Here is a 24,317-nt window from a genome sequence, read left to right as displayed (position 1 = left end):
CCGAGGCAGAAACTCGCCGGGCGCTCGCGTAGCGATCCGCCCGGCACCCCCCGGAGGAGATTTCATGTACCGCGCGCCTATCAAGGATATCGCCCATACGCTGAAACAGGTTGCGGGGCTGGAGGACGCGCTGGCGAGCCAGCGTTTCGGCGATCTCTCGGCCGATCTGGTCGATGCCATCCTGGAGGAAGCCGGGAAATTCGCGGAGGAGCGGATTGCGCCTTTGGCGGAAGCGGGTGACAAGCATGGGACGAAGCTAGAGAACGGCAACGTCACCACCGCGCCGGGCTGGAAAGAGCTCTATACCGACTGGGCGGCGGGCGGCTGGAATGCGCTGACGGGCGATGAGGCCTATGGCGGACAGGGGTTGCCGACCATGCTTTCCGTCGCCGTATCGGAGATGTGGAATTCCGGCTCCCTCGCCTTCGCGCTGGCGCCGACGCTGACCATGGGTGCGGTGGAGGCCTTGGAAAAGCACGCTTCCGATGAATTGAAGACGCTTTACCTGCCAAAGCTCATGTCAGGCGAATGGACCGGCACCATGAACCTGACCGAGCCGCAGGCAGGCTCCGACCTCGGCACACTCAAGGCCCGCGCGGTGCGCAATGGCGACGGCACCTATTCCATCTTCGGTCAGAAGATCTTCATCACCTATGGTGAGCACGACATGACGGACAATATCGTCCATCTGGTGCTGGCACGCCTGCCCGACGCCCCGGCGGGAACCAAGGGCATCTCGCTGTTCCTCGTGCCGAAATACATTCCCGATGCGGATGGCGCGCCGGGCAAGCGCAACGAAGTCTATTGCGCGGGGATCGAGCACAAGCTCGGCATCCACGCCTCCCCCACCTGCACCATGATCTATGGCGACGGCACCTCGGGCGAAGGCGCGAAGGGCTGGCTTATCGGCGAGGAGAATCGTGGCCTCGCCTGCATGTTCACAATGATGAACAATGCCCGCCTGCTCGTCGGCATCCAGGGCGTGGCGGTGGCCGAAGCGGCCTACCAGAAGGCGCTTGTCTTTGCCAGGGAGCGGCGGCAGGGCCGCGCGCCGGGTTTTAACGGCGAAGGCATGAGCCCGATCATTGAGCATCCCGATATCCAGCGCACGCTGCTGACCATGAAAGGCCTGACGCAAGCTGCCCGCGCCATCGCCTATGCCTGCGCCCACGCGCTCGACATGGCGCGCGTATCGGCAGGCGACGAGGCGCGCCATTGGGCCGACCGCGCCAGCCTGCTGACCCCGGTCGCCAAGGCTTTCGGCACGGATATCGGCGTCGAGGCAGCATCCCTCGGCATCCAGGTGCATGGCGGCATGGGCTTCATCGAGGAAACCGGCGCGGCGCGGCTCTTACGCGACGTGCGCATCACGCCGATCTATGAGGGCACGAATGGGATACAGGCCATCGATCTGGTGCAGCGGAAATTGCCACTCGGCAATGGCGAGCATGTGAAGGGCTATATCGCGGAGCTGCGGGCGATTGGGGATCAAGCGGGGTCGTCCAACCGCACGGAACTGGGTGAAACCGCCGCCTGCCTTTCTGCGGCGCTTGCCGATCTGGAAGAGGCGACGGCTTACCTGCAACAGGCGCTCACGCAAGGCCGGGTGACGGAGGCGCTTTGCGGCGCGACGCCTTATCTGCGGCTGTTCGGGCTGGCAGTGGGTGGCGCTTACCTTGCCAAGGGGGCGCTGGCGGGTGACGATGCGGGTCGCGCGGCGCTTTGCCGGTTTTATGCGGAGAATCTGCTGAATGAAACGGCGGCGTTGAAGGATCGCGTCGTCAATGGGGCCGGGAGCCTTATCAACGCAGGCGCGGCGTTGCAGGACTAAGGCCGTCCTTCCCCCTTGCGGGGAAGGTGCCCGCGTTAGCGGGCGGATGGGGGTGGTGACGTGTACGCCACTTTCTCCAGCAAAAGCACAAACGTCACCACCCCCATCCGTCTGCTCCGCAGACACCTTCCCCGCAAAGGGGGAAGGAGGGCGCAATGCCGCAACCGTCGCATTAAAGGAGAGAACTCCAGTGTCCGAACACATCATCATCGAACGGCAGGACGCGGTGCAGATCATCCGCATCACCCGCCCAGAGAAGAAAAACGCCCTCACCCGCGCCATGTATGCAGCCATGGCCGAGGCGCTGCGCAAGGGTGACGCGGACCATGCCATCCGTGTGCATGTGTTTTTCGGCGCTCCCGGCGCGTTTTCCGCCGGCAACGACATGCAGGATTTCATGGCGGCGGCGAGTGGGGGCAGCCTTGGCGCGGAGGTGCTCGATTTCCTGAACGCGCTTTCGACCGCGAAAAAGCCCATCGTCTCGGGCGTGGATGGCCTTGCCATCGGCATCGGCACGACGATCCATCTCCATTGCGACCTGACCTTCGCCACGCCGCAATCGGTTTTCCGCACGCCTTTCGTCGATCTGGGTCTGGTGCCGGAGGCGGGGTCGAGCCTGCTGGCGCCCCGTTTGATGGGCTATCAGAAGGCATTTGCGCTCCTGGCACTGGGCGAAGGATTTTCGGCAGAAGCGGCGAAAGAGGCCGGGATCGTGTATCGCATCGTTGAGGCGGAGGAACTTGAGTCGGCCACGCTCGAAGCCGCCCGCGCGGTTGCTGCCCGGCCTCCACAGGCGATGCAGATCGCCAAGGCGCTGCTGCGCGGGGCGGATGAGCCGGTCGGCGATCGCATCGCGCGGGAGGCGAAGCACTTTGCCGAGCGGCTGACTTCGCAAGAAGCGCGCGAGGCGGTGGCGGCGTTTTTGGCGAAGAAGAGGTGAAAATGAAACGTTGGCGGGACAATACCCCCCTCTGCCCTGCCGGGCATCTCCCCCTCAAGGGGGGAGATTAGCCTTCAACGATGAAGGCGCTTTATCTTGCGACGTTGATGATTGGCGAAAGCGGGTGTCACAGCCAATCTTCCCCCTTGAGGGGGAGATGTCCGGCAGGGCAGAGGGGGTGTGCCCACGCGCCACCTTCAAACGATCCTCAAATCTCTCTTGCAAATCACATAAGTCCATGCTTATCTGTCTTCCATGACAGACACTGACATATTCAGAGCCCTGGCCGACCCCACCCGCCGCGCGATCTTTGAGAAGCTTGCCGGGGGCAGCATGAATGCGAGTGCTTTGCGGGAGGGGATGGAGATCAGCCAGCCGGCGATGTCGCAGCATCTTTCGGTTCTGCGGAGCGCTCGGCTCGTGAAAGAACAGCGGCAGGGGCGTTTCGTGAATTACGAGGTCGACCCGCAAGGGCTGGCGTTCATCGCCGAGTGGCTGGCGAAATATCGCGCCTTCTGGCCGCAGCGCATCGAAGCGCTCAAGGTCTTGCTGAAGGATATGGATCAATGAGCGCAGAACAGGACAAAACAATCGAGATGGAATTCGAGATCGACGAGCCGCCGCAGAAGGTCTGGCGCGCGATCAGCATTCCCGAATTCCGGCAGAACTGGCTGCCCGATGGCGCGCTGGCCGATATGGAGGCGGCGAGCGTGACACAGGGCGAGGAAGTCAGCTACCGGATGCGGGAAACGAAAGCGCCCTTCACCGAAAGCCTCGTCACCTTCCGCATCGTCCCGAACGACGATGGCGGCACCTGCCTCAGGGTCATCCATGAATTGACCGGCATAAAGGGCAAGCGGATGGAACCGGCCGCGGCCAACAGCAACAGCCCGGCCCTCATGCTCGCCGCCTGACGCGGCAGGATATTAGCCGATATTTTCGAGAAAGATTGGAGTTCGCCCATGCGCGAAGCGATGCAACTCGTCCCTATGGTCGTGGAACAATCCTCAAGAGGGGAGCGGTCCTTCGACATCTATTCCCGTCTTCTGCGCGAAAGGATCATCTTCCTGAACGGGGAGGTGAACGACACAATTTCGGCGCTCGTCTGCGCGCAGCTGCTGTTTCTGGAAGCGGAGAATCCGACGAAGCCGATCCACCTCTATATCAATTCGCCCGGTGGCGTGGTGACCAGCGGCCTTGCCATGTACGACACCATGCGTCTCATCCGCGCGCCGGTGCATACGCTCTGCATGGGCACGGCGCGCTCAATGGGATCATTCCTACTGATGGCGGGCGAGCCCGGCCAGCGCGTCGCCCTGCCCAATGCGAGCATCCATATCCACCAGCCATTGGGTGGGTTTCAGGGGCAGGCATCCGACATCATGATCCATGCCGAGGAAGCGCTGAAGACGAAGCAGCGGATGACCCGGCTTTATGCCGAGCATTGCGGGCGTTCCTATGAAGAGTTCGAAAAGGCGATGGACCGGGACTTCTTCATGACGGCAGAAGAGGCTGTGGAATGGGGGCTGGTGGATCGGGTGTTGACGGTTCGGGAGGGATGAGTGGTCTCCCTCCCCTTGCGGGGAGGGTGGCCCGAAGGGCCGGGTGGGGGTGGTAACGTTTGCGCCACAGTCTTCGGAGCAAGCATAAACGTCACCACCCCCATCCGTCTGCGCCGCAGACACCTTCCCCGCAAGGGGGAAGGAGGGCGCTTCACCTCCGCGCGATAATCTCCGTCCCCGACACCACAAGCCGGACGCCGAGATTGCCGGTCTTGCGGCGGGCGAGGAAGCGGGGGCGGCGGCGGCGGGGCTCGTGCCCCTGGCGGCGCGGCTGCGGCTGGGCGACCCCGACCGGGCCCATGCTTTCCTCGAGCGGACGGGCGACGCCGTCTTCTTCCACCAGCATCATCGGCAGATTGAAGGCGGCGGACCAGGCGCGCCAGTCGGCGGCGACGTCATCCAGATCATGCGCCACCAGAAGCGGCACTGACAGTTGCGGGTCCGCGTGCATCAGTTCCAGCGTGACGGTGATCCCGCCGAACTCATCTTCCACCGCGCGGGCCGTGACGCCCTGAAACGCGCGGGCGGGCAGAGCGATGGACATGGGCACCCCGCTTTCCGGCAGAATGCGGCGGATCACCGCGCCGCGCTCGGTAATGGTGAAGGTGACATCACCCCCCTCATCCCGCGCGGTGTAAGTCGCCACCTGCGGAAAATGAAAAGGATCGAGCCGCAATTCGCGGCCTGCCCATACTGGCTTCAGCCCTTGGTTCATCATGTTTCTGTACGCCTCTGTCTCTCCTGAGAGCCGGTGTTCCGGTCTCCCTGTCGTCCCGGGGCCGGTTTTCCGGTCTCCCGTGTGTTGGGCCATTCATGGCCTCGTTGTGTGAGAGAATAGGCGCGGTTTATTACCGGCGCGCTTAATTAGTTCAGTTAAATTTTCCTGATTTCGCAGATGGTTAGCAGAATGAAACCATGAGTAAGGTTCTGGTAAGCATCAGGCGGGCCATTGCATTGAATTTGTTTATAAACTGCTGAAGAAAAACTTCTTCACAATTTTATTACACTTGTTCTAATGTCACAACGTCGAGAGCGGAAGCAGCAGGCGCCGGGAGCCAGCCCCGGCGCGCTGGCGGAGATGGGCTACGCCAGCGCAGGCGAGCGCCTCGCCCTCGAACGGAGTGAAAATGATGAGCATAACCATCAGGATCACGCTGACGATAAAGAAAACCCGCACGGGCTGGCAGGCTATCGTGCGGGTCCAATTCTTTATCTAACGCGAAAGAACAGGGGGAGAAATCTCCCTGTTCACTCCGGTAATCTATTTCACGTGGCGAAAAATTTCAAGACTGCAGGTGGTGAGTGTTCAAATCACCTTCCCAGGATTCATGATCCCCGCCGGATCGAATGCCGCCTTGATTTTCTTCATCAAGGCCAGCGCCACCGGGCTTTTGAAATGCACGAGCTCCTCGCGCTTCAGCTGGCCAATGCCGTGCTCGGCGGAGATGGAGCCACCATAGCGGGCGACGATGGTGTGGATGCGGTGGTTGACCTCGCCCCAGCGGGCGAGGAAGGCCCGCTTATCGGCGCCGACCGGCTGCGAGATGTTATAATGCAAGTTGCCGTCGCCCATATGGCCGAAGCAGACGATGCGCGCGCCTGGTATCATCTCCTCGACAGCCCTGCCCGCTTCCTCGATGAAAGCGGGGATGGAGGCGACGGGCACGGAGATGTCATGCTTGATCGACCCGCCCTCGGGCTTCTGCGCCCAAGACATCTCCTCGCGCATTTTCCAGAACATCTTTTCTTGAGCGACGCTTTCGGCGATCGCCGCGTCCTGAACCAGACCGGCCTCATAGGCTTCCGTCAGGATCGTCTCGAGGATAGCGCGGGCGTCGTCGGACGAGCGCGAGGAGGAAATGTCGATGAGCGCATACCAGTCATGCGGAGTTTCCAGCGGATCGCGCACGCCCTCGACATGGCGCACGGTGAACTCGACGCCGATGCGCGGCATCAGCTCGAAGCCGGTGAGCGCGGGCCCCGCATGTTCGGTCGCAAGGCCCAGCAGCTTCAGCGCATTATCGGGGTTTTTGAGGCCCGCATAGGCGACGCCCTTGCCCTTGGGCTGAGGATAAAGCTTCATGACGGCAGCGGTGATGACGCCGAGCGTGCCTTCCGCGCCTATGAAAAGGTCTTTCAGATCGTAGCCGGTGTTGTCCTTCTTCACATAGCGCAAATCGTTGAGGATCTCGCCCGTCGGCAGCACCACCTCCAGCCCGAGGCAGAGCTCACGCGTATTGCCATAGGCGAGCACCGCCGTGCCGCCCGCATTCGATGAAAGATTGCCGCCGATCTGGCAGGAGCCCTCCGCGCCGAGCGAGAGCGGGAAGAGCAGACCCACTTCCGCCGCCGCATCCTGCAGATTTTTCAGCACCACGCCTGCCTCCACCGTCGCAAGATGGCCTGCGGTGTCGATGGAGCGGATGCGGTTCATGCGCGACAGTGACAGGATGATGGCGCGGCCGCTGCCATCGGGCTGCTGCGCGCCGACAAGGCCGGTATTGCCGCCCTGCGGCACGATGGGCGTACCGGTTTCGGTGGCGAGCTTGAGGATGGCGGAGACTTCCTCCGCCGAGCCAGGGCGCAGCACCATCGCGGCTCGGCCGTGATAGAGGTCGCGCTGCTCGATGAGGTAGGGCGCGATGTCCTCAGGCGCTCGCAGCGCATTCTTTTCGCCGACAATGGCGGCGAAGCGGTCGAGAAGGGCGGAATCCGGGGTGGTGGGCTGGACGGTCATTGATAGTTACCTTCTCTTCGGCGCGTTGCATACCCCCCCTCTGCCCTGCCGGGCATCTCCCGCTTATGGGGGGAGATTGGCCGACAGGAGCGCAATCGCTCATTCTGCGATGTTGGCGATTGGTGCCGAACGTCAATGGAAGCGTAATTTCCACCCTTGAGGGGGAGATGCCCGGCAGGGCAGAGGGGGGTGATCGTATGGGCCTTCATCTAACAACTATTCTCTCGGCGCCGCCGCTCGAGCCAGGCGGTCGTTGATCGCCTCGCCCAGCCCGTCATGCGGGATGGGCTCGACGGCAATGATGCCCGCGCCCGTCGCGTCGAGACGCTTCATATAATCGAAAAGATGCACCGCCGCCTCGCGCAAGTCGCCCGCCTCGCTTAAGTTGAGGCGATGCGAGGCGCGGTCCGCGCCCTTGGCTCGCATGGGGCCGAAGGCGAGCAGCGCCTCGCCGGGTTCGATTTCGGTCACATCGAGGCGCATGACGGCGCGGGGGGCGTAGTGCGAGGCGAGCATGCCGGGGGCTTGGATGGCGGCGCGCTGGTCGAGGCGGTGCAGCGTTTTGCCGGTCAAGGCCTCGATCTCCTCAGCCGCCAGACCGCCGGGGCGGAGCAGCGAAATCACTTCGCCTTCGATCTTGACGATGGTGGATTCCAGCCCGACCGGGCATGGGCCCGCGTCGAGGATCATGTCCACCTTCGCGCCCAGATCGTCGGCGACGGCCTCGGCGCTCGTCGCGCTGATGCGGCCGGAGGTGTTGGCGCTGGGGGCGGCGAGCGGGCGGTCCAGCATGGCGATGATCTCGCCCGCAGCCCCGCGCGGCATGCGCACCGCCAGCGTGGAGAGCCCGGCTGTCACCAGCGGATGGACGGCAGCGTCTTGCTTGAGCGGCAGCACCAGCGTAAGCGGACCCGGCCAGAAGGCGTCGATCAGGCGGCGCGAGAAGGGATCGATTTCGACGAAGCGTTCCGCCATGGCGGCATCGGACACATGGCAGATCAGCGGATTGAAGCGCGGGCGGCCCTTGGCCTCGAAAATCTTCGCGACCCCCAGGCCGTTTGTGGCGTCGGCGGCGAGGCCGTAAACGGTCTCGGTGGGAATAGCGACAAGCCCGCCATCGCCCAAGATCCGCGCCGCGCGGGCGAGCGCCTCGTCATTTATGCTGGCTGTTTCAGGCACATCCATTCTCCTGTCGGCCATTTGCCTACACAAGGGCTTCGAGCAGCGCAAGAAAACAAGCGGGATCGTTAAAATGCTAGGGATCGCGGAGACGGGATCGAAACCGCTGAATGCTAGGAGTCACGGCATCATTCATGCGGGGAATGAACAATGTCATTTCGATTTATCGCACTGTTGGCGCTGACGCCTGCCTTCATCCCACCGGCCCATGCGGGCTCGATAGAGACCCCGACTCCTCCCCGGCAGGTCCGTTCCATCGAATATATCGGCTTTGACGGCGTGGACGCGCTCGGCAACCCGATCTGCCGGGTTTGCGAGGCAGACAAGGCAGCCGGAGAGGCAAGGCGCGCAGCGCTGGAAGCCCGGCGCCAGCGCGCGCGGGAGTATATGGTGCGGATGCAGGGGCAGAAGCCGGGGAGCGCCGTGGCACAGGGAGAGACCGAAAAGAGCGTGGATGCGATGCCGGTCGGCGCGCTGACGGATGAGATGCTGGGGGAGATGAAGCTGCGGACGGGGGCGGAATAGCGCCCCTCCTTCCCCCTTGCGGGGAAGGAGGGCGGGAGCCTTCACCCCGCGATCTTCGAAAAATCCGCCACTTTCCCCGTCGCCTCGCGGATGCGGGCGAGGAGAGCGAGGCGGTTGGCGCGGATTTTTTCGTTCTCGTCGTTCACGAGCACTTTTTCGAAGAAAGCATCGACCGGACCGCGCAGTTTGGCGAGGGCCAGCATGGCGCCCGAGAAATCTTCCGCTTCGATTGCCTGCGCCGCATCCCTTTCCGCCTCGCCGATGGCGGCGAAGAGCGTCCTTTCCTCTTCCTCCCGGAAAAGCGCGGGATCGACGGCTTCCGCCACCCGCGTGCCCTTCTTCTCCTCGGCGGCGAGGATATTGGCGGCGCGCTTGGTGCCGGCCAGCAGGTTCTTGCCGTCCTCGGTGTTGATGAAATAGATCAGCGCCTCGACCCGCCGGGCGATGAGCAAAAGGTTATCCGCGTCAGGCGACAGTACTGCGTCGATGGCGTCATGCCGCGCGCCTTCGTCCTTGAGATAGACCTTCAGACGGTCGTGGAAGAAGGATAAAAGATCGGTCGCTATATTCCACGCTCGGTCGTGACTTTGTTCGGCAAATTCTAAGGCTGACGTCCTGCTTGTCCATTTCTCGATAAGAGTGTTTTGGAAACCGGCGGTTACTGCTCCAACATTTTCTAAATCGCCCGCCTTTTCAACATGTGGTTTCAATTCCTTCAGCTTAAATTCTACGAAAAGCTGCGATACGGCGACAGCAAATAGGTGGAGGAGAGAGACCGTTTTTCCATCTGGAAATTTCCAAATCAGTTTTATCCCATTCTCCAGCACCACCCGGATTACACCCAACGCTGCACGGCGTAGCGCATAGGGGTCTTTCGAGCCAGTTGGCTTTTCATCGATGGCCCAGAAACCCGTGAGGGTGTCGAGCTTGTCCGCCAAGGCCACAGCAATCGATACCGGATCGCGCGGGACGCGGTCGCTGGGGCCGAGGGGCTTGTAATGCTCCTCAATGGCGGCGGCGACGGAGGAGTGCTCGCCCTGCAGGAGGGCATATTTGCGGCCCATGCCGCCCTGCAGTTCGGGGAACTCGCCGACGACTTCGGTCTGCAAATCCGCTTTCGCAAGCAGCGCGGCGCGTTCGGCCAAGTCCGGATCGGCGCCGACGATGGGGGCGATTTCGCGCGCGAGGCGGCGGATGCGTTCGACGCGCGCGCCTTGCGTGCCGAGCTTGGCATGGAAGGTGACATCGAGCGCATCCAGACGCGCCATGCGCTGGTCGAGCGGCTTTGTCAGATCGAGGCCGAGTTTCTCCGCCGAGGCTTTCAGCTTCTCTACATCAGGCAGATCGGCCTGGTCGGTTTTCCAGAAATAGAGCGCGTCGGACAGGCGGGCGCGGACGACCTTGCCATTGCCATAAGCGATTTCCTTGCCGCCATCCTTCGCCTCGATGTTGGAGACGAGGATGAAGCGGTTGGAGAGCACTTCGCTCTCGCCCTGCTTGCGGGTGACGAAGCATTTCTGGTTGGCGCGGATAGTGAGACGGATGACTTCGGGCGGGATCGCGAGGAATTCTTCCTCGAAGGTGCCCATCAGCACGACGGGCCATTCGACGAGGCCGGAGACTTCCTCCAGCAGCCCCTCGTCCTCGACCAGTTCGAGCCCGGAGGCGAAGGCGAGGTTGCGGGCGTCGTCAAGGATCATCTCCTTGCGACGGTCGGCGTCGAGCACGACCTTGGCCTTTTCCAGCTTCGTCACATAGTCATCGAAGCGGCGCACGGTGATCGGCTCGCCGTCGCTCATGAAGCGATGGCCATAGGTGACATTCCCGGAGCGGATGCCGTCAACGGCGAAATCGACCACCACCGGCTCCTCGGTCTCCGGGCCGAAGGTGCAGAGGATCGATTGCAGCGGGCGCACCCAGCGCAATGAGCCGGGCTTGGCGGAGGCCGCGCCCCAGCGCATGGATTTCGGCCAGGGGAAATCGCGGATCACCTGCGGGATCAGTTCGGCGATGATCTCTTCCGCCGCGCGACCCGGTTTGGTGATGTGGGCGACGTAGAAATCGCCCTTCTTCGGGTCGGTGTGGACATGGGCTTGCGAAACATCGGTGAGACCGGCCTTGCGCAGGAAGCCCTGTACCGCCGCTTCCGGAGCCGATACGGACGGGCCCTTGATGTCCTCGTGAACGTCCTTGGAGCGGATGGTGAGGCCCCTGATATCGAGCGCCAGCCGGCGCGGCGTCCAATATTCGCGCGCCGCCTCATAGGTCAGCCCCGCCTCGACAAGGCCGTCGGTGACGAGCTTCTTCAGATCGCCCGCAGCCTTTCTTTGCATGCGCGCGGGGATTTCCTCGGAGCGAAGTTCGAGCAACAAATCGGGCATCACGCAGCCTCGTTCTTATGGTTAAAGCCGCCCGCATCGGTCAGCAGGAACGCCTCGCCGCATTGGCGGGCGAGGTTGCGTACGCGCAGGATATAGTTCTGGCGCTCGGTGACGGAGATGACGCCGCGCGCGTCCATCAGGTTGAAGACGTGGGAGGCCTTGATGCATTGGTCATAGGCCGGGAAGACGCATTTGTGCAGCGACATCTCGCCGGTGAAGCCGGCCTTCAGAATGGCCGCGCATTCCTTTTCGGCGTCGATGAAGTGCTGGTGCAGCACATCCGTATTCGCCATCTCGAAATTGTAGCGGGAATATTCCTGCTCGGCCTGCAGGAAGACGTCGCCATAGGTGACCTTCTCGTCGCCTTCGAGGCCGTTGAAATTAAGGTCGTAGACATTATCGACGCCCTGCACATACATGGCGAGGCGCTCGAGCCCGTAGGTCAGCTCGCCCGAGACCGGCGCGCATTCGATGCCGCAGACCTGCTGAAAATAGGTGAATTGCGACACTTCCATGCCGTCGCACCAGCACTCCCAGCCAAGGCCCCAGGCGCCCAGCGTCGGGCTTTCCCAATCGTCCTCGACGAAGCGGATGTCGTGCAGCAGCGGATCGAGGCCGATGGCCTTGAGCGAGCCGAGATAGAGTTCCTGCAAGTTCGGCGGCGACGGCTTGATGATCACCTGATACTGGTAATAATGCTGGAGCCGATTGGGGTTCTCGCCATAACGGCCATCCTTGGGACGGCGCGAAGGCTGCACATAGGCCGCCTTCCAAGGCTTCGGCCCGAGCGAGCGCAGCGTCGTCGCCGGATGGAACGTGCCCGCGCCGACTTCCATGTCGTATGGCTGCAAAATCGCACAACCTCGCTCCGCCCAGTAGTTGTGAAGCGTCAGAATCAGCCCCTGGAAGGAGCGGGTCGGATGCATGTGATCGGGCAGATGGGTGGACACGGGCGGGCCTCGTGAAAAATCAGGATGCCACGTCCTAGTTTGTCAGACTTGCAGGGTCAAGCGGGAGTGACCGGCTGGTCATCCTCACGCGCTGCCTCTCACCCCCCTCTGCCCTGCCGGGCATCTCCCCCTCAAGGGGGGAGATTGGATGTCAGTTCCGCTTTCGCTAATCGCCAATGTTGCAGAATAAAGCGCCGCCATCAATGACGGCCAATCTCCCCCCTTGAGGGGGAGATGCCCGGCAGGGCAGAGGGGGGTGGGCGACGATTGCGTGCAACGCCGACCATAGCGCGCTGCATTTACTACCCCCACCCGACCCTTCGGGCCACCCTCCCCGCAAGGGGGAGGGAAAGGCGCTGCTTACTGCGGCTTCACCTCCGCCGCCTTGCGACCATCCTCCGCCGGCAGGCCGCTTTTCAGCTTGGCTTCGATCTTGGCGATTTCTTCCGGCTCGGGCTTGGAGGCCAGGGCGTGACGCCATTGGAACGTCGCCTCCAGCTTGCGGCCGGCGCGCCAGTAGGCGTCGCCCAGGTGATCGTTGATCGTCGCGTCCTCGGGGCGAAGCTTCACGGCCTTTTCCAGTTCCGTCACCGCCTCGTTATACCGGCCGAGCTTGTAATAGGCCCAGCCCAGCGAATCGACGATGTAGCCGTCCTGCGGGCGCAGCTCGACTGCCTTGCGGATCATGTCGAGCGCCTCATCGAGGTTCATGTTCATGTCCACCCAGGAATAGCCGAGATAGTTCAGCACCTGCGGCTGGTCGGGATAGAGCTTCAGCGCCTGCCGGAAATTCGGCTCCGCCTTGTCCCATTCCTTCAGGCGCTCATAGGCGATGCCGCGCTGGTAGAAGAGGCCCCAGTCCTCCTGCGTCGGTGTGCCGATCATCTTGACCGCCGCGTCATAGGTTTCGGCGGCCTTGCGGAAATTCTTCTGCTGCGCATAGACCGCGCCCAGCGCCAGATAGGAGCGCATATCGGTCTTGTCCTGGTCGACCAGCACTTTCAGATGCTGGATCGCCTCGTCGGTCTTGTCGGTTTCGGCGAGGTTGAGGCCCAGCTGCATTTCCGCATCGCGCCGGTAGACCGAATCCTTCGGCACCTTGGCGTAATATTCGATAGCCTTTTGCGGCTGCTGCAATTTGGCGGCGATATCGCCGAGCTGGAACAGCGTGGCGTCGTCATTCGGGCGCAGCGGCAGCGACATCTGGAGATAAAGCTTGGCGAAGGCCTCCGCGCCGCCGCGATTGATCGCGGTGCCGAGCGTATAGAGCACTTCTGCAGCCCCCTGCTGCGGCGTGGCGACGAGCGGCTTCAAGCGCTCGCCCCGCTCCAGCTTGGCGCGCAATTCGCTGAGCGCAAGCCGGCCCGAAAGCAGCTCCTGCGCCTGGTCGAGCAGCTCGATCGCGCCCTGCCGGTCGCCGCCGCGCGCCTTGAACGAGGCATAGGCCTCGACGACGCGCTCATAGGTGTCGGGCGCGGCGCCGCCGCCGGTGCGGTCGTCGAAGGCTTCCTGATAGAATTTGGCCGCGGCGGTCTTGTCACCTGCGGCGTCGGCCATCAGGGCGGAATTATAGGTCTTGAAGAGATTATACCATTCCGGCCCTTCCATCTTGTCGATGGCGGCAAGCGCATCCTTCGTCTTGCCGGTGCCGAAGGTGGCCCAGGCCGACATCAGGCCCGTGGAAAGGCGGTCCATATCCGATTGCAGCGAGAGCATCAGCAGCGGGCCGGCCTTGCGGTATTGCTTGCGGGAAATGGCGTCGATGGCGAGCGCCACGCGCGAGAAGCGCTCCACTTCCGGCACGTTCTTCAGCTCCTCGGCCAGCGGCAGCGCATCGCTGAACCGGCCATCGGTGAGAAGCGTTATGAGCAGGTCCTGCTTCATCGACTGGTTGGAGGGGTCGAAAGCCAGCGCCTGGCGGTAATAGGCGACGGCGGCGGAGAGATCATTGTCGCTCTCGGCGACCCGGCCCGCGAGATAGGCCCCGGCGAAGGAGCCGGTGCGGATGGGCGTCAGCGAATTGCCGGTTTTCGCCAGCGCGCCCGGCGCGGGCCATGCCATGCTGACGGTTGCGGCTAGAAGCAATCCATAGAGAGAACCGTAGATCGGGCTTCGCCGCATTCCGTTATTCCTTTTCGTTCGAATGTCTGCGTCCAGAATCCACCCCCTTCTGCCCTGCCGGGCATCTCCCCCGCAAGGGGGGAGATTGGCTGGCACTCCCCGCGGCGTTCATCCTACGACGCGAGCGATTGGCACCGAACGCCAATGAAGGCGAAATCTCCCCCCTTGAGGGGGAGATGCCCGGCAGGGCAGAGGGGGGTATTGTCCCGCTACCATTTCCATCATCAACCATGGCCTTTTTACAGCCACCGCGCAAGAAAGCTCAATTCACCCGGCTGATGCAGAAATCGATCACATCGAGCAGGGCATCCTTTTCCGCTGTCGCAGGAAGAGGCGCCAGCGCGTCGCGGGCGATTTCGCCGAAATGGCGGGCGCGCTGGACGGTATCGGCAATCGCGCCATAGCGCGTCATCAGGCCGATGGCTTTTTCCAGCGCGGCGTCGTCGCTCGCGCCGTCCTCGATGGCGTGTTTCCAGAAGGTGCGCTCCTCCGCCGTGCCCCGGCGATAGGAGAGGAGCAGCGGCATGGTGATCTTGCCCTCGCGGAAATCATCGCCGACATTCTTGCCGAGGTCCCGGGCGCTGCCGCCATAATCGAGCGCATCGTCGACGAGCTGGAAGGCGAGGCCGAGATTGAGGCCGTAGGAGCGCAGGGCCACCCGGTCGGCGCGCGGCGCACCGGCGATGATCGGGCCGACTTCCGCCGCCGCCGAAAACAGCGCCGCCGTCTTCGCCTTGATGACGGCGAGATATTCGTCTTCCGTCGTCTCCATGTTCTTGGCGGCGGCAAGCTGCATCACCTCGCCCTCCGCGATGATGGAAGCGGACGTCGCCAGCACGTCGAGAGCATCGAGCGAGCCGACATCGACCATCATCTTGAACGCCTGACCCAGCAGGAAGTCGCCGACGAGCACGCTTGCCTGGTTGCCCCAGATCATGCGGGCGGTGCTTTTGCCGCGGCGCAGATCGCTTTCGTCCACCACATCGTCATGGAGCAGCGTGGCGGTGTGCATGAACTCGACCGCGGTGGCGAGCTTGACATGCCCCTCGCCCTCATAGCCGCACATGCGGCTGCTTGCGAGCGTCATCATCGGACGCAGCCGCTTGCCGCCCGAGGAGATCAGATGGTTCGCCACTTCAGGGATCATCTCGACGTCCGACCCCGCCTTGGACAGGATCAGTTCGTTGACGCGGGCCATATCGGCCTTCGTCAGATCGATCAGCGGCTGGACCGATCCTTCGTGCTTTTTCTTCTCGTCGAGGCTCAGTACCACACCCAATGCCATACTCCCTGGAACGGCGTCCCGCTCCGGCCTATTAAATTCACATAATCTTATCCGAAAAGTCTGCAACTTTTTGCCGCCGCTGACCTTCGGTTCGGGATCATGCGCCCAAATTCGGCGCCACATTATTGGAGCGGGGCCCTATGCTCAAGCAACAAATGGGTTACATTCCGTCGCGCCCACAGTTGCCAACGCTTGTCCGACCCCTCATGTTATAGCCATGATCGAATTGATGCGAACCAATGATCTCGTCCTGATCTCCTTCGCCGAGGCGCTGCTGGCGGAGGCGGGGATTGCGCATTTCGTTGCCGATTCGAATATGAGCATCATCGAGGGGTCGCTCGGCGTGCTGCCGCGCCGCCTTATGGTGGACAAGGCGGAAGCCGAGCGCGCACGCCAGATTCTGGGCGATGCGGGCATCGGGCATGAATTGCGGCCGCTGGGATTGGCATGAGCGCCCTGCCGGAACAGAACAGCCCGTCCGCCGAGGACGCGGGCGAGACGCTCGACGCGTTTCATCGCGGCGCGTTCCATCTCGTCCAGCCGGCGATGAAGGGTCATCGGGCGGGGGTGGACGCGATGATCCTCGCCAGCGCCGTGCCGGACGGATTTTCCGGCAGGCTCGTTGATCTGGGCGCGGGTGCGGGCGCGGCGGGGCTGGCGGTGGCGGCGCGGTGCCCGGCCGCCCATGTGACGCTGGTGGAACGCTCCGCCTTCATGGCCGGTTTCGCCCTCAAGACGCTGGAGCATCCCCTCAATGCCGGGATTTCAACCCGTGCAACGCTCATCGAAGCCGATGTGACATTGACCGGGCGGGCGCGCAATGCCGCGGGCCTTGCCGACAACGCCTTCGACTTTGCCATCATGAACCCGCCCTTCAACGCCGAAGCCGACCGGCGCACGCCCGATGCGGTGAAGGCGGAGGCGCATGTCATGGGCAAGGACATGTTCGAGCAATGGATTCGGACCGCGGCGGCGATCGTAAAGCCCGGCGGCGGCATCGCCATCATCGCGCGGCCCCAGTCGATTGCGGATATGCTGGCCGCGCTTGCGGGCCGGTTCGGCGGCTTGACGCTGGTGCCGGTGCAGCCGCGCGCGGATGAAGCGGCCATCCGCATCGTCGTGCTGGGTGTCCGTGGCAGCCGCGCAAAGCTGACGCTCGCCCCCGCGCTGGTGCTGCACGGGCCGAGCGGACACGCGTTCACGGAACGCGCGGATGCGATTAATAACGGGCGAAAAGGGCTTTTATAACGGGTCCGATTTTGCGAAAAGCAGCGTACTCTCAAATTCAAGTCCGCTATTTTGCCAAGATTGGAATGCTTGATGATTGAAGCCAGCAACCTCAAACGCCCCGTCTCCGTCCTGCGCCAATTCCTCGACAGCGAAGCCGCCGGCGGCATCGTGCTGATGGGCGCGGCGGCGCTGGCGCTCATCGTCGCCAATTCGCCATGGGCCGAAACCTATTTTCACACGCTTCACGCCTATATCGGCGGTCTCAGCGTTCTGCATTGGGTCAACGACGCGCTGATGGTGATCTTCTTCCTGCTGGTCGGGCTGGAGATCAAGCGCGAGTTTCTGGACGGGCAATTGGCGAGCTGGTCGAACCGTATCCTTCCGGGCATCGCCGCGGCCGGGGGCGTGATCGTCCCGGCGCTGATCTTCGCCGCGCTCAACAGCGGCAATCCCGAGACGATCCGCGGCTGGGCGATCCCCTCGGCGACCGACATCGCCTTCGCGCTCGGCGTCATATCGCTGCTCGGTTCGCGCGTGCCTTCGAGCCTCAAGGTATTCCTGGCGACGCTGGCCATTCTCGATGACCTCGCGGCGGTAGTGATCATCGCGATCTTCTATACGGCCGATCTCTCGCTTGCCTATCTCGGCGCCGCCGCCGTCGCGACGCTTATCCTCATTCTCATGAACCGCATGGGCGTGATGCGGCTCCTGCCCTATCTCGTGGTCGGCTTCGTGCTTTGGTATCTGGTGCTGCGCTCGGGCGTCCACGCCACGATTGCCGGCGTGGTCCTGGCGATGACCATTCCGCTGAAGCCCGCCCCGGCAAAGCCCGACGACATGGACTCGCCGCTGCACAAGCTGGAGCATGCGCTTTCCGGCTGGGTGGCGTTCCTGATCGTGCCCATTTTCGGCTTCGCCAATGCGGGCGTTTCCTTCGCCGGGGTGGATGTGTCCGTCTTCAGGGATACGCTGACCCTCGGCATTGCGCTCGGCCTCTTCCTCGGCAAGCAGGTGGGCGTCTTCGGCGCGGCATGGCTGGCGATCAAGCTGCGCCTTGCCGCAAAGCCGACGGGGGCGAGCTGGATCCAGCTCTATGGCGTGGCGCTGCTCTGCGGCATCGGCTTCACGATGAGCCTGTTCATCGGCCTCCTCTCCTTCGCCGCTTCTGAGCATCTGCAAAACGAGACGAAGATCGGCGTGCTGACCGGATCGGTGCTTTCGGCGATCTGCGGCTATGTGCTGTTGAGGTTCTGCGGTAAAAAGCGAATAGCGAATGGCGAATAGGAAAGATTGGCTGCATTTCATCTCTTCCCTTTACTACCAGCTATTCGCTATTTCGCTATTCGCTCTATCAAAACAACGCTATAGAAGGCTTCTATAGACCGTTAGCCGCCGGGAGTGATGCTCGTGGAATTGAATTTGGAACTGCGCATGCCCCGTATTCTTTCCCGTCTCGTGCCGCGCCGTTTCCGGGGCAGCCGCGTCGAAATCCCCGTCGTGCGCCTGCATGGCACGATCATGGCGGAGGGCGGCGGGCTGTTCCGCCCTGCTCCGCTTTCGCTTGCCTCGGTGGCGGCGGTACTCGACAAGGCGTTCAGTGACAAATCCGCGCCGGCGGTGGCGCTTTCTATCAACTCGCCCGGCGGCTCGCCGGTGCAATCCCGGCTGATCTTCCGGCGCATTCGCGATCTTGCCGAGGAAAAGAACAAGAAGGTCTATGTTTTTGTTGAGGATATAGCGGCATCCGGCGGCTACATGCTCGCGCTGGCGGGCGACGAAATCATCGCCGACCCCTCTTCCATCGTCGGCTCGATCGGCGTCGTCTCCTCGGGCTTCGGCTTTCAGGAACTGATCAGGAAGGTGGGCGTGGAGCGGCGCATCTTCACCTCCGGCCGGAACAAAATGATGCTCGACCCGTTCCTTCCGGAAAAGAGGGAGGATGTGGAGCACCTGAAAGCCTTGCAGGAGGAGGTGCATCAGGTCTTCATCGACATGGTCAAGGAGCGGCGCGGGGCGAAGCTCTCTGACGATCCCGACCTCTTCACCGGCATGTTCTGGACCGGGATCAAGGGACAAGCGCTCGGGCTTGTCGATACGCTGGGCGACATGCGCTCCTACCTGCGCAAGGAATATGGGCCCAAGACCGAACTCAACCTGATCGAAGGATCGCGCGGCATGTTCGGGCTGCGCTCCACTCCCGCCGCCGGGCTTCACAAACCGGACGCATTGGCGCAAGCTGCGTCTGGCGCAGCGGAAGGCCTCATTACGGCGATGGAGCAGAAGGCCCTGTGGTCGCGCTACGGATTATAGAGGTTTCAAGGACTTAAAGGCTATGCCGTCAGTCATCTTTCTCGTCATCATGGGGCTGGCGGCCTGGTATGGCTACCGCGCGTTCAAACGCGAGGCGGCGCGGGTTTCGCGCGAAGTGCGCCAGGCCGAAAAAGAAGCCCAGAACCGCGCCCACGGCACGCTGGTGCAGGACCCCAAGACCGGCGAATACCGCCTGCGCAAGGATTGAGCGGGGTGGAGGTTAGATTGTTTGACCGGCAGTGGGGCAATACCCCCCTCTGCCCTGCCGGGCATCTCCCCCACAAGGGGGGAGATTGGCCTTCATCGATGGCGGCGCTCAATCCTGCAATGTCCGCGATTAGCGAAAGCAGAACTGACAGCCAATCTCCCCCCTTGTGGGGGAGATGCCCGGCAGGGCAGAGGGGGGTAAGCGCGGATGGTATTCCAGTAAAGACCAAGGGTAGCAGCGCGCGAACAGAGGTGAGTGGGCCAAACGCATGAATCACCACGCCGTCCCCCACAACACCATCTCCCTCCTCGCCCCAGCCAAGATCAATCTTGCCCTGCACGTGACCGGGCGGCGCGATGATGGCTATCATCTCCTGGAAAGCCTCGTCGCCTTCGCGGCCTATGGCGATAGGATCGACGTTTCGCCCGCCTTCGCGGACCGTTTCACCGTCAGCGGGCCGTTTGCTCAAGGCATTCCCGTCGATACGGGCAATCTCGTTCTCAAGGCGCGGGATGCGCTTAAAGAGCGGTTTGCCGGGCAGACAAGCCCGGTGGCGATCCATCTCACCAAGAACCTGCCGATTGCATCGGGCATCGGCGGCGGGTCGAGCGATGCCGCGGCGACGCTGGCGGCGCTCAACATGCTCTGGAACCTCGGCCTCGACCTCCCTGCGCTCTGCGGCATTGGCCTTAAGCTGGGCGCGGACCTGCCGATGTGCCTGCATGGGCAGCAGATCGGCTCGCCGCTCATCGCGCGCGGCATCGGCGAGGCGCTGACGTCCCTGCCCCGTTTGCCGAGCCTGCCGATCGTGCTCATCAATGACGGGACGGGGATTTCGACGCCTGATGTCTTCCGGGCGCTCACGTGCCGGGACAACCCGCCGCTCCCCTCGCCAGCCGATTTTCCAGGCATCGAGGCAGTGTGCGCCTATCTCCGCCAAACACGCAATGACCTCTACCCGGCGGCGCTGGCCCTCTCGCCGGCGCTTGGGGGCGTCCTCAGCCTGCTGCGGGAAACCGGAGCCCGCTTCGCACAGATGTCCGGCTCCGGCGCGACCTGCTTCGGGATTTTCCCTGACAATACAGCGGCAGAACGGGCGGCGGTGCATATCAAGGAGCGTCATCCGGACTGGTTCGTGGTGGCGACGCAGACGCGGGCATAGGGTCGGACCTATCTGACCATTACAATCTCCGCCTTCAGCTTTCGCATCGACAGCCCCCGCGCCAGATCCCGCGCACCGTAGCCGGGCTTGAGCAGCGCCGCCGCCTGCTGTCTCGAGATCAGCAGGCCGTCCTTCAGCGGATCGTTGCGGCTGAAAATCCTCGCCAGAAAACGGGGCCGGTGGATAGCCGAGCGGGTGAAGCGGGCTGGGCCGGGCAGGACCTCGATATGGTCGCGCACCGCCTCCGCCCAGCCTTCCAGCAGCCGCGCGCCCGGCTCAAGCAGCAGGAGCCAGTCGCCCCTCGCCTGCCGGACGGCGTCGGCGAAGGACCCGTTCGAAAGAAACACGCAGCCCGCCGCGTCGGCGACGTCGCTTGTGTGATCGCTCGATCCGTGATCGACGATAAGGACGTCGCGCACCAGCCCTTCGACCGCGCCACCCACCAGACCGGCCAGCGTACGAGCAAGCGCTTCCTCGTCATTTTTTGTTTCAATGATCACGGATACCATGCTTCCCGCTTAGCGCATGGCCAGCGAAAACGCCACAATTCCTTCATTTAGCCGCATGATCTTACCTGGAAGTCTGCAACTTTCGGGATCATGCTTGGGCCGCATGATGTTTAGCGCCGTTCTAAAAAAGTTCTTGCTTTGTTCGAAAAGTTCTGGCTTTGTTCCAACTCCTGAGGCAACCTGCCAGCGGAGACGAGGATGGAAGTCATTCACCATGCCGATAGGGCGGCGTTCGGCGAAGGCCGGGCGGACCATGCCAATGCGCTGATCGAGGAAACGGGCCTGCGCATCGATCACGGGCGCCGGCGCGGACGCGGCGCGGGGATCAACCCCTCGGGGCGCTACGAACCGCAGACACGCCATGTCTTCGACGATGGCTGGAGCACGCTGGAGGAATTGCCGCCGTTCAAAACCGACGTGCAGGTGGAGAAGCCGCGCACGATCATCACCCGCAACGATTCCCCCGATATCAATTTCGACCGCTCGATCAATCCCTATCGCGGCTGCGAGCATGGCTGCATCTATTGCTTCGCCCGGCCGACGCATAGCTATATGGGGCTTTCGGCGGGGCTCGATTTCGAATCAAAGCTGTTTGCCAAGCCCGATGCGCCGCGCCTTCTGGAAAAAGAGCTGGCGAAGCCCGGCTACCAGCCCAAGACCATCGCTATCGGCACCAATACCGACCCCTATCAGCCGGTGGAGAAGAAATGGCGCATCATGCGCGAAATCCTCGAAGTGCTCGATGGGGCCAATCACCCCGTTGCCATCGTCACCAAATCCGCCCTGGTGACGCGCGACCAGGACATTCTCGCCCGCATGGCCGAAAAAGGGCTCGCACGGGTGGCGCTGTCGGTGACGACGCTCGACGCCAAGCTCGCCCGCACCATGGAGCCGCGCGCGTCGACGCCGTCACGGCGGCTGCAGGCGATCCGCTCGCTCTCCGAGGCGGGCATTCCGACGGCTGTCATGATGGGACCGGTCATTCCCGGCATCAACGATCATGAGATCGAGCGTATCCTAGACTCGGCCTATGCGATGGGCGCGCGCGGCGCGGGGTATGTGCTGCTGCGCCTGCCGCTGGAAGTCGCGCCGCTGTTCAAAGACTGGCTCTTACGCAACTATCCGGATCGTTACCGGCATGTGATGTCGCTGGTGCGCTCCATGCGCGGCGGCAAGGATTACGACGCCGAATGGGGCAAGCGGATGCGCGGCGACGGTCCCTATGCCTGGGCAATCGGCCGGCGTTTCGAGATCGCGGCTAAACGGCTCGGGATGAACGGGCAACGCGCCCGGCTCAGAACCGATCTTTTTGCGCCGCCGACGAAATACGGCACCCAGCTCTCGCTTTTTTGAGGTGGGCGTGAAGGAACCTTCGCCTCCCTCATGGCTTAATCGCTTGATTTGACAGGATCATCCTGTCCGAAAACATGCCCCGTCTCAGGGGATGAAGCGTAATTAACTGCCTGATCTGTCAGAATGCCTGCAGCTTTCCGTGGATCATGTGCTGATTTTCCTTTCAGGCGCCCGAGCCCCGCGCCTGAATGCCCTCCTGCCGGTCCCCTGCGGGAGGGTCTTGCGGAGAATCGGAAGCAATGCGACTGTTGCCGCACAATGACCCGCGCGCTTACCGATTCTCCGCTTCTCTTCGACATGCCGCTTGTGCCGGATTTTTCCACCGAGCTGCGGCTGATGAAACGAGGCGTGCGTCCCGTCGCCGGAATAGACGAGGCGGGACGCGGCCCCCTCGCTGGGCCTGTCGTGGCGGCGGCGGTGATCCTCGATGCCGGCTCTCTCCCGGAAGGGCTCGACGATTCCAAGCGGCTGACCGCGGCGATGCGCGACAAGCTTTACGACATCATCCTTGCGCGCGCACTGGCGGTTTCGGTGGCGAGCCTCTCGGCGCCAAGCATTGATCGCTCGGACATCCGCAAGGCCTCGCTGGAAGCCATGCGCCGTGCGGCGGCGGGCCTGACGCTCGCGCCCGGCCATGCGCTGATCGACGGCGTCGACGTGCCTTGGGGGCTCTGCTGCGAGGGCAGCGCGCTGGTCAAGGGCGACCAGCGCTCCATTTCCATCGCCGCTGCGTCCATCGTCGCCAAGGTCACCCGCGACCGCATGATGCGGCGTGCCGGGACGCACCACCCCCATTACGGTCTCGAAGCCCATGTGGGGTACGCCACAGAACAGCACCGCGTGGCCATCGAGATCCACGGCCCCGTGCGCGGGCTGCACCGCTTTACGTTTTCGCCGATAAAGGACCGGTTTCGGGTGGGATAGAGTCTGTCAGACACAGGATGAATCTCGAGGCAGACCAAGCCTCTGCCGTCATCCTCGAGCTTGTCCCTGATATCTGCCATAAAAGCAAGCAATAGCGATGACCGTCCTGAAGGCCGTCCCGTTGCAGATTCTCGGGACAAGCCCGAGAATGACGGCCCAAGGCAGCACCGTTTCCGATTATCTCTGACAGACTCTGGTAAGACAACGCCAACCCAGCGGACGGTGGGGAGTCCCCGTAATTGAAGGGCGCCGACTACTCCCTATTCTTGATCGAATCCGTTTTGCCTGAGATCCTTGATTCTGACGATCATGCTGCGCCGGGGATCGTATGGGAGATCTTCAAAGCCGAAACGCCGATAGAACTCCCGCACCCCGTCATCAAGCGGGTGAGTCAGCACTCCGACACATCCAATCGACTTCGCGATATGCACGGATGCCGTCAGGGCATAGAACAACAGGGACCGGGCGATTCCCAGTCCCTGATAGCGGCGGTCCACCGCCAGTTGGCCGAGCAGGAAAATCGGTATGTGCTCCGGTCTGTTGCGCTGCGAGGCTTTCGGCAGATATTCCCGCTCGATGTGGCCGCCGGCCAAGGTAACATATCCTGCGACGGCGTTCTTTTCCGCGTCGCATATGACCGTGGTTCTGGAAATGTCGAGTTGCTGATTGCGCCAGGCATGTCGCCGGAACCATTCGTTCATCGACGCGCGGCCGCAATCGAAACTCTCGCGATCGTCATCCTCGCGAAGCTGACGGGGCGAGGTCAGTCTCGCCATACCGGACGCGTCTTTGCAAGGTCACGCAGAGAGGGGATATCCTTTGGCGGGCTATCCACCCATGCCTCGAACTTCTCCCATTCAGCCGCTGGAATAACCACGTGATTTTGATGAACGAGTTCCAGTTCGGCAGCTTCCACCGCCTTTCGACGGATAAAGTCACTCAGATTGGTGCGTGATTGCTCGGCAGCGGCTTCAAGCAACTCACGTTCCCTCCGCGATACCCGCACGCTCACCGGAGCGAGATTTGCCATGGCAGTATCCTTTCGATCTTCGTATGACAATAGCATACTATTTGACGAATGCGAGTTGTTTCTTGACTGGAGTTTTTCCG

24 protein-coding genes and 2 pseudogenes are annotated in these 24,317 nt (G+C 62.7%); 14 read left to right on the top strand and 12 right to left on the bottom strand.

The features are described 5' to 3' along the window. The first annotated feature begins 64 nt into the window (after positions 1–64). The 5 genes from ACOWVG_RS01815 to ACOWVG_RS01795 all read left to right on the top strand — a co-directional run bounded on the left by ACOWVG_RS01815 (position 65) and on the right by ACOWVG_RS01795 (position 4,333). On the top strand, positions 65–1,831 hold the full coding sequence (locus ACOWVG_RS01815; protein ID WP_420959751.1) for an acyl-CoA dehydrogenase: 1,767 nt from the start codon (positions 65–67) through the stop codon (positions 1,829–1,831). Between the two features lie 190 nt (positions 1,832–2,021). Next, positions 2,022–2,771 (top strand): crotonase/enoyl-CoA hydratase family protein, encoded by a 750-nt coding sequence (locus tag ACOWVG_RS01810; protein ID WP_420959750.1) that lies wholly within the window; start codon positions 2,022–2,024, stop codon positions 2,769–2,771. Between the two features lie 255 nt (positions 2,772–3,026). Further along, complete coding sequence (locus tag ACOWVG_RS01805; protein WP_420959749.1) at positions 3,027–3,341, top strand: ArsR/SmtB family transcription factor; 315 nt, start codon at positions 3,027–3,029, stop codon at positions 3,339–3,341. After that, positions 3,338–3,685, top strand: a complete 348-nt coding sequence (locus ACOWVG_RS01800) for an SRPBCC family protein (protein ID WP_420959747.1) — start codon at positions 3,338–3,340, stop codon at positions 3,683–3,685. The genes ACOWVG_RS01805 and ACOWVG_RS01800 overlap by 4 nt, the downstream gene beginning before the upstream one ends. 48 nt (positions 3,686–3,733) lie before the next feature. Beyond that, the gene (locus ACOWVG_RS01795) at positions 3,734–4,333 is read left to right on the top strand and encodes an ATP-dependent Clp protease proteolytic subunit (RefSeq protein WP_420959746.1); all 600 of its coding nucleotides are present in this window, start codon (positions 3,734–3,736) and stop codon (positions 4,331–4,333) included. A 151-nt stretch (positions 4,334–4,484) separates the two neighbouring features. On the opposite strand, the gene ACOWVG_RS01790 is transcribed toward ACOWVG_RS01795, so the two are convergent. The 4 genes from ACOWVG_RS01790 to ACOWVG_RS01775 form a co-directional block, all read right to left on the bottom strand. Beyond that, entirely contained in the window at positions 4,485–5,051 is a 567-nt protein-coding gene (locus ACOWVG_RS01790; RefSeq protein WP_420959745.1) for a DUF6101 family protein, read from the bottom strand. 300 nt (positions 5,052–5,351) lie between these two features. Further along, positions 5,352–5,477 carry a hypothetical protein gene (locus tag ACOWVG_RS01785; protein WP_420959743.1) on the bottom strand — a complete coding sequence of 42 codons (126 nt, stop codon included), beginning with the start codon at positions 5,475–5,477 and terminating at the stop codon, positions 5,352–5,354. A gap of 162 nt (positions 5,478–5,639) precedes the next feature. Then, the gene (locus tag ACOWVG_RS01780; protein WP_420959742.1) at positions 5,640–7,070 is read right to left on the bottom strand and encodes an FAD-binding oxidoreductase; all 1,431 of its coding nucleotides are present in this window, start codon (positions 7,068–7,070) and stop codon (positions 5,640–5,642) included. A 216-nt stretch (positions 7,071–7,286) separates the two neighbouring features. After that, positions 7,287–8,249 carry an L-threonylcarbamoyladenylate synthase gene (locus ACOWVG_RS01775; RefSeq protein WP_420959741.1) on the bottom strand — a complete coding sequence of 321 codons (963 nt, stop codon included), beginning with the start codon at positions 8,247–8,249 and terminating at the stop codon, positions 7,287–7,289. 150 nt (positions 8,250–8,399) lie between these two features. On the opposite strand from ACOWVG_RS01775, the gene ACOWVG_RS01770 reads away from it, so the two are divergent. Further along, positions 8,400–8,774, top strand: coding sequence for a hypothetical protein (locus tag ACOWVG_RS01770; protein ID WP_420959740.1), 375 nt, complete (start codon positions 8,400–8,402; stop codon positions 8,772–8,774). Between the two features lie 41 nt (positions 8,775–8,815). Here ACOWVG_RS01770 and ACOWVG_RS01765 read toward each other — a convergent pair. The 5 genes and pseudogenes from ACOWVG_RS01765 to ACOWVG_RS01745 all read right to left on the bottom strand — a co-directional run. Further along, positions 8,816–9,334 (bottom strand): annotated as a pseudogene (locus tag ACOWVG_RS01765) (DALR anticodon-binding domain-containing protein); the annotation flags it as partial. Then, positions 9,308–11,107, bottom strand: a pseudogene (glyS, locus tag ACOWVG_RS01760) (glycine--tRNA ligase subunit beta); the annotation flags it as partial. The pseudogenes glyS and ACOWVG_RS01765, both read right to left, overlap by 27 nt. Before the next feature lie 47 nt (positions 11,108–11,154). Next, entirely contained in the window at positions 11,155–12,081 is a 927-nt protein-coding gene (locus tag ACOWVG_RS01755; RefSeq protein WP_420960152.1) for a glycine--tRNA ligase subunit alpha, read from the bottom strand. Positions 12,082–12,465: 384 nt separating this feature from the next. Continuing rightward, a complete protein-coding gene (locus ACOWVG_RS01750) occupies positions 12,466–14,226 on the bottom strand; it encodes a tetratricopeptide repeat protein (protein ID WP_420959739.1) in 1,761 nt (586 codons plus the stop codon). Between the two features lie 262 nt (positions 14,227–14,488). Beyond that, on the bottom strand, positions 14,489–15,505 hold the full coding sequence (locus ACOWVG_RS01745) for a polyprenyl synthetase family protein (RefSeq protein ID WP_420959738.1): 1,017 nt from the start codon (positions 15,503–15,505) through the stop codon (positions 14,489–14,491). A gap of 223 nt (positions 15,506–15,728) precedes the next feature. Between ACOWVG_RS01745 and ACOWVG_RS01740 the strand changes: the two genes are divergently transcribed. The 6 genes from ACOWVG_RS01740 to ACOWVG_RS01715 all read left to right on the top strand — a co-directional run bounded on the left by ACOWVG_RS01740 (position 15,729) and on the right by ACOWVG_RS01715 (position 20,421). Next, positions 15,729–15,962 carry a DUF2007 domain-containing protein gene (locus ACOWVG_RS01740; RefSeq protein ID WP_420959737.1) on the top strand — a complete coding sequence of 78 codons (234 nt, stop codon included), beginning with the start codon at positions 15,729–15,731 and terminating at the stop codon, positions 15,960–15,962. Continuing rightward, positions 15,959–16,759 (top strand): tRNA1(Val) (adenine(37)-N6)-methyltransferase, encoded by an 801-nt coding sequence (locus tag ACOWVG_RS01735; protein WP_420959736.1) that lies wholly within the window; start codon positions 15,959–15,961, stop codon positions 16,757–16,759. The genes ACOWVG_RS01740 and ACOWVG_RS01735 overlap by 4 nt, the downstream gene beginning before the upstream one ends. 72 nt (positions 16,760–16,831) lie before the next feature. After that, positions 16,832–18,025, top strand: coding sequence for a Na+/H+ antiporter NhaA (gene nhaA / locus ACOWVG_RS01730; protein WP_420959735.1), 1,194 nt, complete (start codon positions 16,832–16,834; stop codon positions 18,023–18,025). Positions 18,026–18,172: 147 nt separating this feature from the next. Continuing rightward, complete coding sequence (locus ACOWVG_RS01725) at positions 18,173–19,051, top strand: S49 family peptidase (protein WP_420959734.1); 879 nt, start codon at positions 18,173–18,175, stop codon at positions 19,049–19,051. Between the two features lie 22 nt (positions 19,052–19,073). Further along, positions 19,074–19,259: a hypothetical protein gene (locus ACOWVG_RS01720; RefSeq protein ID WP_420959733.1), complete on the top strand. Its 186-nt coding sequence runs from the start codon at positions 19,074–19,076 to the stop codon at positions 19,257–19,259. A gap of 268 nt (positions 19,260–19,527) precedes the next feature. After that, positions 19,528–20,421 (top strand): 4-(cytidine 5'-diphospho)-2-C-methyl-D-erythritol kinase, encoded by an 894-nt coding sequence (locus ACOWVG_RS01715; protein ID WP_420959732.1) that lies wholly within the window; start codon positions 19,528–19,530, stop codon positions 20,419–20,421. 8 nt (positions 20,422–20,429) lie between these two features. Here ACOWVG_RS01715 and ACOWVG_RS01710 read toward each other — a convergent pair whose 3' ends face one another. Next, the gene (locus tag ACOWVG_RS01710; protein ID WP_420959731.1) at positions 20,430–20,930 is read right to left on the bottom strand and encodes a glycosyltransferase; all 501 of its coding nucleotides are present in this window, start codon (positions 20,928–20,930) and stop codon (positions 20,430–20,432) included. A 198-nt stretch (positions 20,931–21,128) separates the two neighbouring features. On the opposite strand from ACOWVG_RS01710, the gene ACOWVG_RS01705 reads away from it, so the two are divergent. Then, positions 21,129–22,283 carry a PA0069 family radical SAM protein gene (locus tag ACOWVG_RS01705; RefSeq protein WP_420959730.1) on the top strand — a complete coding sequence of 385 codons (1,155 nt, stop codon included), beginning with the start codon at positions 21,129–21,131 and terminating at the stop codon, positions 22,281–22,283. A 258-nt stretch (positions 22,284–22,541) separates the two neighbouring features. Next, positions 22,542–23,207 (top strand): ribonuclease HII, encoded by a 666-nt coding sequence (locus tag ACOWVG_RS01700; protein ID WP_420959729.1) that lies wholly within the window; start codon positions 22,542–22,544, stop codon positions 23,205–23,207. A gap of 260 nt (positions 23,208–23,467) precedes the next feature. On the opposite strand, the gene ACOWVG_RS01695 is transcribed toward ACOWVG_RS01700, so the two are convergent. Together ACOWVG_RS01695 and ACOWVG_RS01690 are read right to left on the bottom strand one after the other, a co-directional pair. Beyond that, positions 23,468–23,983, bottom strand: coding sequence for a GNAT family N-acetyltransferase (locus tag ACOWVG_RS01695; protein WP_420959727.1), 516 nt, complete (start codon positions 23,981–23,983; stop codon positions 23,468–23,470). Continuing rightward, a complete protein-coding gene (locus tag ACOWVG_RS01690; RefSeq protein ID WP_420959726.1) occupies positions 23,971–24,237 on the bottom strand; it encodes a DUF1778 domain-containing protein in 267 nt (88 codons plus the stop codon). Before ACOWVG_RS01690 ends, ACOWVG_RS01695 begins: the two co-directional genes overlap by 13 nt. Positions 24,238–24,317: the final 80 nt, after the last annotated feature.

Source organism: Brucella sp. IR073 (genome assembly GCF_049065735.1).
Classification (GTDB): domain Bacteria; phylum Pseudomonadota; class Alphaproteobacteria; order Rhizobiales; family Rhizobiaceae; genus Paramesorhizobium.
This window is presented reverse-complemented; position numbering and strand designations above follow the sequence as displayed.

Excerpts from the sequence above, each read along its gene's own strand:
- ACOWVG_RS01800 (WP_420959747.1), top strand. The coding sequence starts at position 3,338 with ATGAGCGCAGAACAGGACAAAACAATCGAGATGGAATTCGAGATCGAC.
- ACOWVG_RS01750 (WP_420959739.1), bottom strand. The coding sequence starts at position 14,226 with ATGCGGCGAAGCCCGATCTACGGTTCTCTCTATGGATTGCTTCTAGCC.
- ACOWVG_RS01690 (WP_420959726.1), bottom strand. The coding sequence starts at position 24,237 with ATGGCAAATCTCGCTCCGGTGAGCGTGCGGGTATCGCGGAGGGAACGT.
- ACOWVG_RS01785 (WP_420959743.1), bottom strand. The coding sequence starts at position 5,477 with ATGGTTATGCTCATCATTTTCACTCCGTTCGAGGGCGAGGCGCTCGCC.
- ACOWVG_RS01695 (WP_420959727.1), bottom strand. The coding sequence starts at position 23,983 with ATGGCGAGACTGACCTCGCCCCGTCAGCTTCGCGAGGATGACGATCGC.
- ACOWVG_RS01710 (WP_420959731.1), bottom strand. The coding sequence starts at position 20,930 with ATGGTATCCGTGATCATTGAAACAAAAAATGACGAGGAAGCGCTTGCT.
- ACOWVG_RS01740 (WP_420959737.1), top strand. The coding sequence starts at position 15,729 with ATGATCGAATTGATGCGAACCAATGATCTCGTCCTGATCTCCTTCGCC.
- ACOWVG_RS01795 (WP_420959746.1), top strand. The coding sequence starts at position 3,734 with ATGCGCGAAGCGATGCAACTCGTCCCTATGGTCGTGGAACAATCCTCA.
- ACOWVG_RS01780 (WP_420959742.1), bottom strand. The coding sequence starts at position 7,070 with ATGACCGTCCAGCCCACCACCCCGGATTCCGCCCTTCTCGACCGCTTC.
- ACOWVG_RS01805 (WP_420959749.1), top strand. The coding sequence starts at position 3,027 with ATGACAGACACTGACATATTCAGAGCCCTGGCCGACCCCACCCGCCGC.
- ACOWVG_RS01755 (WP_420960152.1), bottom strand. The coding sequence starts at position 12,081 with ATGCATCCGACCCGCTCCTTCCAGGGGCTGATTCTGACGCTTCACAAC.
- ACOWVG_RS01725 (WP_420959734.1), top strand. The coding sequence starts at position 18,173 with ATGCCCCGTATTCTTTCCCGTCTCGTGCCGCGCCGTTTCCGGGGCAGC.
- ACOWVG_RS01700 (WP_420959729.1), top strand. The coding sequence starts at position 22,542 with ATGACCCGCGCGCTTACCGATTCTCCGCTTCTCTTCGACATGCCGCTT.
- ACOWVG_RS01815 (WP_420959751.1), top strand. The coding sequence starts at position 65 with ATGTACCGCGCGCCTATCAAGGATATCGCCCATACGCTGAAACAGGTT.
- nhaA (WP_420959735.1), top strand. The coding sequence starts at position 16,832 with ATGATTGAAGCCAGCAACCTCAAACGCCCCGTCTCCGTCCTGCGCCAA.
- ACOWVG_RS01770 (WP_420959740.1), top strand. The coding sequence starts at position 8,400 with ATGTCATTTCGATTTATCGCACTGTTGGCGCTGACGCCTGCCTTCATC.
- ACOWVG_RS01715 (WP_420959732.1), top strand. The coding sequence starts at position 19,528 with ATGAATCACCACGCCGTCCCCCACAACACCATCTCCCTCCTCGCCCCA.
- ACOWVG_RS01735 (WP_420959736.1), top strand. The coding sequence starts at position 15,959 with ATGAGCGCCCTGCCGGAACAGAACAGCCCGTCCGCCGAGGACGCGGGC.
- ACOWVG_RS01720 (WP_420959733.1), top strand. The coding sequence starts at position 19,074 with ATGCCGTCAGTCATCTTTCTCGTCATCATGGGGCTGGCGGCCTGGTAT.
- ACOWVG_RS01705 (WP_420959730.1), top strand. The coding sequence starts at position 21,129 with ATGGAAGTCATTCACCATGCCGATAGGGCGGCGTTCGGCGAAGGCCGG.
- ACOWVG_RS01790 (WP_420959745.1), bottom strand. The coding sequence starts at position 5,051 with ATGATGAACCAAGGGCTGAAGCCAGTATGGGCAGGCCGCGAATTGCGG.